At 55.5% G+C, this 8892-nt stretch carries 8 protein-coding genes; 6 read left to right on the top strand and 2 right to left on the bottom strand.

Annotated features, from left to right (window positions below; genetic code table 11):
• The 4 genes from ACXJ5O_RS12790 to tgt all read left to right on the top strand — a co-directional run.
• On the top strand, positions 1-328 hold a 328-nt coding region (locus ACXJ5O_RS12790; RefSeq protein WP_457300212.1), incomplete at its 5' end, for a peptidylprolyl isomerase.
• A gap of 35 nt (positions 329-363) precedes the next feature.
• The gene (locus ACXJ5O_RS12785; RefSeq protein WP_457300211.1) at positions 364-873 is read left to right on the top strand and encodes a peptidylprolyl isomerase; all 510 of its coding nucleotides are present in this window, start codon (positions 364-366) and stop codon (positions 871-873) included.
• Between the two features lie 16 nt (positions 874-889).
• A complete protein-coding gene (gene queA / locus ACXJ5O_RS12780) occupies positions 890-1969 on the top strand; it encodes a tRNA preQ1(34) S-adenosylmethionine ribosyltransferase-isomerase QueA (protein WP_457300210.1) in 1080 nt (359 codons plus the stop codon).
• Entirely contained in the window at positions 1966-3099 is a 1134-nt protein-coding gene (tgt, locus tag ACXJ5O_RS12775; RefSeq protein ID WP_457300209.1) for a tRNA guanosine(34) transglycosylase Tgt, read from the top strand. Before queA ends, tgt begins: the two co-directional genes overlap by 4 nt.
• Here the strand turns inward: tgt and ACXJ5O_RS12770 are convergent, their stop codons facing one another.
• Positions 3100-3678: a TetR/AcrR family transcriptional regulator gene (locus tag ACXJ5O_RS12770; RefSeq protein WP_457300208.1), complete on the bottom strand. Its 579-nt coding sequence runs from the start codon at positions 3676-3678 to the stop codon at positions 3100-3102.
• 328 nt (positions 3679-4006) lie between these two features.
• Here ACXJ5O_RS12770 and ACXJ5O_RS12765 point away from each other — a divergent pair, with 328 nt between their 5' ends.
• Together ACXJ5O_RS12765 and ACXJ5O_RS12760 are read left to right on the top strand one after the other, a co-directional pair.
• Positions 4007-5209 carry an efflux RND transporter periplasmic adaptor subunit gene (locus ACXJ5O_RS12765; RefSeq protein WP_457300213.1) on the top strand — a complete coding sequence of 401 codons (1203 nt, stop codon included), beginning with the start codon at positions 4007-4009 and terminating at the stop codon, positions 5207-5209.
• The gene (locus ACXJ5O_RS12760; RefSeq protein WP_457300207.1) at positions 5206-8292 is read left to right on the top strand and encodes an efflux RND transporter permease subunit; all 3087 of its coding nucleotides are present in this window, start codon (positions 5206-5208) and stop codon (positions 8290-8292) included. Before ACXJ5O_RS12765 ends, ACXJ5O_RS12760 begins: the two co-directional genes overlap by 4 nt.
• Positions 8293-8364: 72 nt before the next feature.
• Here the strand turns inward: ACXJ5O_RS12760 and ACXJ5O_RS12755 are convergent, their stop codons facing one another.
• Positions 8365-8619 carry a GlsB/YeaQ/YmgE family stress response membrane protein gene (locus tag ACXJ5O_RS12755; RefSeq protein ID WP_457300206.1) on the bottom strand — a complete coding sequence of 85 codons (255 nt, stop codon included), beginning with the start codon at positions 8617-8619 and terminating at the stop codon, positions 8365-8367.
• Between the last annotated feature and the right edge of the window lie 273 nt (positions 8620-8892).

The following is an 8892-nucleotide window of genomic DNA, read 5'->3' as shown; positions in this document are numbered from 1 at the left end:
GTACGGCAATACGGAAAAAGGCTTCAATCCGCAGGCTGCAGGCACTGGCGGTTCGACACGGCCCGATCTGCCCGCTGAGTTCTCGAAGGAACCTTTCGTGCGCGGAACAGTTGGCATGGCACGTGCCCAGAGTCCAAATTCTGCAAATTCGCAGTTTTTCATCATGTTCAAAGAGTACCCCTCGCTGGATGGCCAATACACAGTCGTTGGCAAGGTAACGAGCGGCATGGATATCGTAGACAAGATCAAGAAGGGCTCGGAGGCAGACAATGGCGCTGTCGACAACCCGGACAAGATGCTCAAGGTCACCGTTGGCGCGGGCAAGTAATCACGCAATTCAATAAAATCAGGAGATTGCCGGATATGGCTTACAAAGATCCAGAAAACACGATCCTTCTCAAAACCACGAAGGGCGATGTCGTTATCGAACTTTATCCGGACCTCGCGCCCGGACATGTCGAGCGCATCAAGGAACTCGCACGGGAAGGCGCCTATGATGGCGTCGTCTTTCATCGCGTAATCGATGGCTTTATGGCGCAAACTGGCGATGTCAAATTCGGCAAGCAGGGCGGAAGTTCCTTCAACCCTGGCCGTGCCGGCATGGGTGGCTCGGACAAGCCGGACCTCAAAGCCGAATTCTCCAATGCCAACCATGGCCGCGGCGCTTGCTCGATGGCTCGCTCGCAGAGCCCGAATTCTGCCAATTCGCAGTTCTTCATCTGCTTTGACGATGCAGCATTCCTCAACCGTCAGTACACGGTGTGGGGCCAGGTCATCGAAGGTATGGACAATGTCGACAAGATCAAGCGCGGCGAGCCGGTGCAGGATCCGGATTCCATCGTTTCCATGCGCGTTGCTGCAGACGTCGAATAAGACAATTTGATGCATTATGCGTGTTGATCTTTTCGATTTCGATCTGCCCGAGGAGAGCATCGCGTTGAGACCTGCAGAGCCGCGCGATTCAGCGCGGCTTTTGCTTGTTCGGGCGGACGGCTCTGAATTCCAGGACAGTAATGTCCACAGGCTCGGTGATTTTCTGAAGGCGGGTGACGCGCTGGTATTCAACGATACCAAAGTGATCCCGGCACAACTTGAAGGCTTTCGCGAGCGCGACGGTGCGAAAGCGCAAATCGGTGCGACGTTGCACATGCGGACCGGACCTGACCGCTGGAAGGCCTTCCTGCGCCCGGCAAAACGCATCAAGGAGGGTGAGCRGATCGACTTTGGCCATGGCAACAATGCCTGCCTGCTTGGGTCTTTGCAGGCGACTGTCGCCGAAAAGGGCGAAGCTGGTGAGGCACTGCTGGTTTTTGATTTCAGCGGTGCCGATCTCGATCAGGCCATTGCCGCGGTTGGGCATATTCCGCTGCCACCCTATATCGCTTCAAAGCGTGTAGATGACAGCCGTGACGTCGAGGATTATCAGACCGTTTACGCCCGGGAAGATGGTGCCGTTGCCGCGCCTACTGCTGGGCTGCATTTCACACCCGAACTGCTGGATGATCTGAAGAAACGCGGGATCGAAGAACATTTCGTTACGCTGCATGTGGGGGCGGGCACATTTCTCCCCGTCAAGGCCGACGATACAGCCGATCACAAGATGCATGCGGAAATCGGGACGGTCGATCAGCGCACGGCAGATGCCCTCAACGCGGTTAAAGCACGAGGCGGGAGGATCGTTTCCGTCGGAACCACATCGCTGCGTCTGCTTGAAAGTGCAACGGGCGAAGACGGGGTTATCAGGCCATGGTCGGGCCCGACGGATATTTTCATTACCCCAGGCTATAAGTTTCGTGCAGTCGACATGCTGATGACGAATTTTCATCTGCCACGTTCCACGCTGTTCATGCTGGTGTCGGCCTTCAGCGGTTTCGAGCGGATGCACGCAGCCTATCAATATGCCATCAAGAATAACTACCGCTTCTATTCCTATGGCGATGCAAGCCTGTTATGGCGATCCGCATCATGAACGAAAATTTCGAATTCAAACTGATTGCCACGGATGGCAAGGCGCGCCGCGGCCAAATTACAATGCCGCGCGGGACTGTGCGCACACCGGCCTTCATGCCGGTTGGCACCGGTGGAACTGTCAAGGCCATGTATATGGACCAGGTGCGTGACCTAGGTGCCGATATCATCCTCGGTAATACCTACCATCTGATGCTGAGGCCGGGCGCCGAGCGCGTGGCAAAACTTGGTGGATTGCATGAGTTTGCGCGCTGGCCTGAACCGATTCTAACGGATTCCGGCGGATTTCAGGTCATGTCGCTGGCACAATTGCGCAAGCTGACAGAAAGTGGCGTGACGTTTCGCTCGCATATCGATGGTCGTGCGTATGAGATGACGCCTGAGCGCTCGATCGAAATCCAGGGGTTGCTGGATTCGGATATCCAGATGCAGCTCGACGAATGCGTGGCCTTGCCATCGACGCCGAAAGACATCCAGCGGGCCATGGAATTGTCGCTGCGCTGGGCAGAACGCTGCAAGATTGCCTTTGGCAACCAGCCCGGCAAAGCCATGTTCGGCATCGTTCAGGGCGGTGATGTCGCCGATCTGCGTATTCGCTCTGCGCAGGCGCTGAAGAGCATGGATCTGAAAGGCTATGCCGTGGGCGGATTGGCGGTTGGCGAGCCGCAAGACGTTATGCTGGAAAKGCTCGACATTACGTGTCCAGAACTTCCGGATGACAAGCCGCGCTATCTCATGGGTGTTGGCACGCCCGACGATATCCTGAAATCGGTGGCGCGTGGCATCGATATGTTCGATTGTGTGATGCCAACGCGGGCAGGGCGCCACGGCCTCGCCTTTACCAGGCGCGGCAAGGTCAACCTGCGCAATGCGCGACATGCGGATGATCCGCGTCCCCTAGACGAGGAATCGCCCTGTCCGGCGGCGCGCGACTATAGCCGCGCCTATTTGCATCACCTGGTCAAATCAGGGGAAGCGCTTGGCGCCATGCTGCTGACGTGGAACAATCTTTCCTATTACCAGCAACTGATGCAGGGTATTCGTGACGCCATAGARTCAAGCAATTTCAATGGCTTCACGGAAGAAACGCAGGGCGCGTGGGCGCGGGGCGATATACCCCTGTTTGCGTGATCAGGCGGTAACGGGCACGTCTGCCGTTTGAGCAGCAGCCGGTTCGAACAGGTTCTTCAACCGGTCGATTGCGGCGATCTGTTCGTCCTTGCTGAGCAGACCCATCTCGAACAGTTTTAGGCTGCGTAGCCCCTCGATCGTCAAAAACACCATCATTGCAAGCGTAGGATCTTCTGCGTTCTCGCGCATACGCTGCAGAAGCTGCTTGTTGTATCGCCGGATTGGCTCAAGGAATCCCGGATCGTTGGCGATGGCTGCAAGAATCCCGGAAGGCTCCGGTTCGTTGCAAAGAAACTCTGCCCGATAGACGGCGATGCAAGCCAGAACCACGCTGTTAGGGCCGTGATTTCGGGCCGCCTCTTCCTTGCGCAGTGATTCGTCAAACTCCGAAACGTGCTGTTCAACGAGTGCTTCGAGCAATTTGGCCTTGGTCGGAAACGTATAGAGCAATCCTCCCTTTGAAAGACCCGCTCGTCGCGCTACGGCATCGAGTGAGAGATGCACAGGCCCGACTTCCTTGGCGATTTCGGCTGCCGCTTGCAGGATCTTGTCTTTTGTAGAAAGGGTATCACTCGTCATTCCAACGCTTTCGATGTGGGGCATTTATCGCCCGTATTGACATTACCGTCCGGACGGTACAGTACATTGCGCGTGGTCATCAAGTCCACACGATTCAAATTCATATGACAGGCTGGCAGACTTTTGCTGGCCATTGTTTTGTTGGAGCCGCCTTTCCATGATTAAGCGCTACATTGCACCCCTAATCGTTCTAATCCTGGTCGCGGTGATCAGTGGATTGGTGTGGACAAAGGCTCCGGAGTTCAAGGGCTACATACTGCCCACGGCAATCGGAATTCTGGTCTTCGTTGGATTGATCTGGGCGTTGTTCCCCAAGATCAAGCGCTACATGATGCCCGCGATCATTCTAATTCTGGTCGTAGCAGTCGCTGGTGGCCTGGTATGGTTTAATTTCTTCAGAGATTCGATGATCAAGCAGTTCTTTGCGACCATGCAGCAGCCAGCAGCGCCGGTCTCGACCTATACGGTCAAGCCGGGTGAATGGATGCCGGAAATCGAAGCGATCGGTACGGTAAGCGCGATCCAGGGTGTAGAGCTCTCGGTAGAGGTTGCCGGTATCGTCAAGGATATCCCGTTCAAAGCCAACCAGACGGTCGAGAAGGATGCGCCGCTCCTGCAGCTCGACGACGCGATCGAGAAAGCCGACATTGTTGCGGCTCGGGCGCAAGATGTCCTGATGGATCAGACTTTGGCGCGTGCCCGCACGCTCAATACCAGAGGTGTTGGTGCCGTGTCTGCCGTCGACGAGGCGCAATCTGCATCCCTGGCCAAGAAGGCTGAGATTGCCAAATTGCAGGCCGTTATGGATCAGAAATTGTTGAAGGCGCCTTTCAAGGGCACGGTCGGCATCCCGCGCATTGAACTCGGACAATATCTGCCGATAGGCACGGTGGTCGTTTCCTTGCAGGATCTCACGACAATGCGCGTGGACTTTACAGTCAATGAGCAGGTCCTGAGCCAGATCAAAATCGGCCAGCCGATCAAACTTGGCCTGACGGATAATGACATTAACTATGACGGTAAGATCACGGCCATCGAACCCAGAATCGATCCGGCGACAAGACTTGTTTCGGTTCGAGCGCAGGTCGACAATTCCGAGGGAGAACTGCGCCCAGGTCAGTTTTCCCAAGTCCGGGTGACGCTGCCGAAGGAAGAAAATATCTTCACGCTGCCACAGACGGCGCTCGTTTCGAGCCTCTACGGCGATTATGTCTTCGTCGTTCGTCCCGCTCCGGACGAAAACAAGCCTGTGGATCCAGCAAAACCTGCGGATGCGGCAAAGTCTGCTGACGTGACCTCGTCAACACAGCCAGCTGCGACTGACAAAAAAGATGAGAAGCTCGTCGTCGCGCAGGTTTTCGTCAGGCCGGGGCGCCGTTCCGGTCTTGTTGTCGAAATAACCAAAGGTCTCAAAGAGGGCGACGTTGTCGTTACGGCGGGCCAAAATCGTTTGAGCCCTGGTGCAGTGGTCAAGATCGCCAATGATGTGAACCCCGCCAGCAAAACAGAGTCAGGACTGCCAACAAAATGAATTTCTCGGAAATATTCATTCGCCGTCCTGTTCTGTCGACGGTTGTCGCTCTGATGATCATCCTGCTTGGCGCGCAGGGACTGGTGAACCTTTCGGTCCGCCAGTACCCCAAGGTCGAGGAGACGGTTATCACCATCAAAACCGCCTATGCCGGCGCCAGCGCCGACCTGATGCAGGGATTCATTTCTGCTCCGATCGCAAAGGCTGTGACCACCACGGAAAACATCGACTACGTGACGTCGTCGTCCGCTCCGTCATCAAGCACGGTGACGGTCCAGATGAAGCTTGGCGCAAATCCTGACGCGGCGTTGACCGAGGTAATCTCCAAGGTCAACCAGGTGCGCGGGGATCTGCCGGAAGAAGCCGACGATCCTGTCATCACCAAGGGTACCGGTCAGGACTTCGCTACGATGTATCTGGCCGTGCAAAACCCGAATATGACGAGTGAGCAGATCACCGAATATCTGGAACGCGTTATCCAGCCGCGCATGTCGACCATTCAAGGTGTCGCCGACGCTCAGATTTTGGGTGGTCAGGTGTTCTCGATGCGCGTGTGGATCGATCCGATCAAGCTGGCTGCCCGCAAAACGACTGCATCGGAAGTATTGACTGCGATCAACCAGTCGAACTTCCTGTCTGCGCCGGGCAAGATCGAGAATCTTTACACTGCTTCTCCGATCACGTTGAAGACAACGTTGCAGACGCCTGAGGCTTTTGGCGCGATGCCGATCAAATCCGACGGCGACAATATTATCCGTCTGCGCGATGTGGCGCGGGTTGAGCTCGGCGCCGTCAACAAGGACACAATCGTCAGCTTCAATGGAGCCAGTGGTACGTTTCTCGGGATATTTCCGACGCCTGCCGCCAACCCCATCGATATGACAGCTGCTGTTCGCAAGGAATTGCCCTCGATTCAGGCGACTCTGCCCGAAGGCATGCAGCTTTACATGGTTTATGACTCGACGGAGCAGATCAGCTCGTCCATCGAAGAAGTGTTCAAGACCATCGGCGAGGCGGTGCTGATCGTTGTTGCCGTGATTCTGCTCTTCCTAGGATCGTTCCGTTCGGTCATCATTCCGGTCGTAACCATCCCGATATCGCTGATTGGCGTGTGCTTCTTCCTGTTTATGCTCGGTTATTCGATCAACCTGCTCTCGCTTCTGGCGATGGTTCTGGCCATCGGTCTCGTCGTTGACGACGCGATTGTGGTCCTGGAGAATATCCATCGTCATATCGAGGAGGGGCTGAGACCGCTTGATGCCGCATTGAAAGGCATGAAGGAAATCACCGGCCCCATTGTCGCGATGACCATCACGCTTGCGGCCGTGTTCGCGCCGCTCGGATTTACAGGCGGGCTCACCGGCTCGTTGTTTCGGGAATTTGCGTTCACGCTTGCCGGCGCCGTTATCATCTCCGGTGTGGCCGCATTGACCGTATCACCGATGATGTGCGCACTCTTGCTACGTGCAGGCGGACACAGCCGGTTCCAGCGGATTGTTGACCGGAGTTTCGGCTGGCTTGAAGGCGCTTATGAACGGCGTGTTGCAGGCTCGCTCAACTTTCGGTTCGTCACCTTGTTCATTGTTGTCGCGCTTGTGGCGTTGACGGGCTTCCTTCTTACCAAGACCAATTCCGAACTTGCTCCCGAAGAAGATTCCGGTGCGCTGTTTGCCATCGTCAATGGTCCGCAATATGCGACGTCGCAATACACCAAGCTCTACGCGGATCAGATCGATGCCTTGACCAAGGATTTGCCGGAGTTGAAAACCCGCTTCAATATCCTGGGCTTCGGCACGACGAATTCCGCCTTCGCCATTTGGGTGTTCAAGGATTGGTCCGAACGCACCAAGTCGCAAGCACAGCTCAAGGCAGAATTGCAAGGCATGATCAGTCCGCTTGCCGGCGTCGAAGCCTTTATCTTCGCGCCCCCGGACTTGCCGGGTACTGGTGGCGGCCTGCCGATTTCTATCATTATTCAGTCGACCGGCCCGGCCGACAAGGTGTTTGAAGTTGCCGAAGAGATCAAGAACAAGGCGCAAGCCTCGGGGCAGTTCATCATCGTGCAAAACTCGCTCTCGTTCAACGCGCCGCAAGTCACGGTTACGATCGATCGCGATCGCGCCTCGGCGTTGGGCGTGCCCGTAAGCGATATTGGCCAGACACTTGGGCTGTTGGTCGGTGGCGGCAAGATCTCGAAATTCGATAGGGATTCCAACAGCTACGACATCATTCCTCAGGTGCCGCAGGACTACAGGTCCAATCTTGAAAATCTGGGCCAGTATTTCGTCAAGAGTGCATCTGGCGAGATGGTGCCGTTATCGGCGGTCATCAAGGTCGCGGAGAACGCTTCGCCAGCCGCCATCGAGCAGTTCAACCAGCTGAACTCGGCGACGATTTCAGCTCTGCCGCTGCCGGGTGTTACGACCGGTCAAGGTCTGCAGACCGTTATCAATACGGCTAAACCTTTGATGCCGGATGGGTTTTTCATGGATTATTCGGGGCAATCGCGCTTGGAAATCGAGCAGGGAAGCACGATCCTTATTGCCTTCCTGCTGGCCGTGGTGGTGATTTATCTGGTGCTGGCGGCGCAGTTCGAAAGCTTCCGCGATCCGTTTATCATCATGATGTCGGTCCCGCTTTCGATCTTCGGTGCGATCGTGCCGCTCAACCTGGGGCTGGGTACACTCAACATCTATACGCAGGTCGGCCTGATCACACTGGTGGGACTGATTACCAAACATGGTATTCTGATGGTGGAATTTGCCAATCAKCAGCGTGAACTGCACGGTATATCGCGGCATGATGCAATCATCCTTGCGGCAAAGACCCGGCTTCGTCCGATTCTGATGACGACTGCTGCCATGGCTCTCGGTGTTATACCGCTCATCACGGCCACTGGTGCTGGTGCCGCAGCGCGCTATTCGATCGGTCTGGTGATTTTCTCCGGCATTCTCGTCGGGACAGTCTTCACACTCTTCGTGGTACCGATGTTCTACACCTTCATTTCCAAGAAGGATGTGAAGGCTGAAGCAACTGCTGTTCCCGTTGGGAGAGGCGCTGCTCCGCAGGTTAGCCACACCTAGCGAAGGGGATCTTTAAGCCAAACAAAAAGCCTCCGAACTGTCAGTTCGGAGGCTTTTTTGTATCGACTGAAATCAGGCTCGTTTAACGGCGCGAAGGATAAAGAGAAGAATGACCGCGCCGATCGTTGCTGCGATGATTGCGCCTATGATGCCGCTGCCGAGCGAGATGCCGAGCCTCGGAAAAAGATATCCTGCAATGAAGGCACCGATAACGCCTACTATCAGGTCACCCACGAGGCCAAAGCCGCCTCCGCGAACGAGCTGGCTAGCGAGCCATCCCGCTATCAATCCCACCAAAAGAAAAATAAGAAGACTTTCTCCGCCCATAGCCAATTCTCCATAAACCGGTTTGCCGGAGCACAATCCGAGAGGACTGTGTTCCATTCATTGTAGTGCGTCCGATTTGAACGCACGGCGCAGTAAGATGCTCCACCGGCCCCGGATTCTTGATCCATGCATTGGCCAAGAGAATCACCAAGCTGATTTTACGATGGGATGGAGGATTTGAATAACGAAAGTTTGCGAACAAAATTTAGACTTTGGCATTATCAAAGAACTATGCCGGCTATGGCTTCCCACGACCGGCACAGTGTCTGCTAC

It is taken from the genome of Phyllobacterium sp. P5_D12 (genome assembly GCF_054049495.1).
Note: the sequence above shows the minus strand (reverse complement) of the source record. Positions and strands in the feature narration are given on the sequence as shown.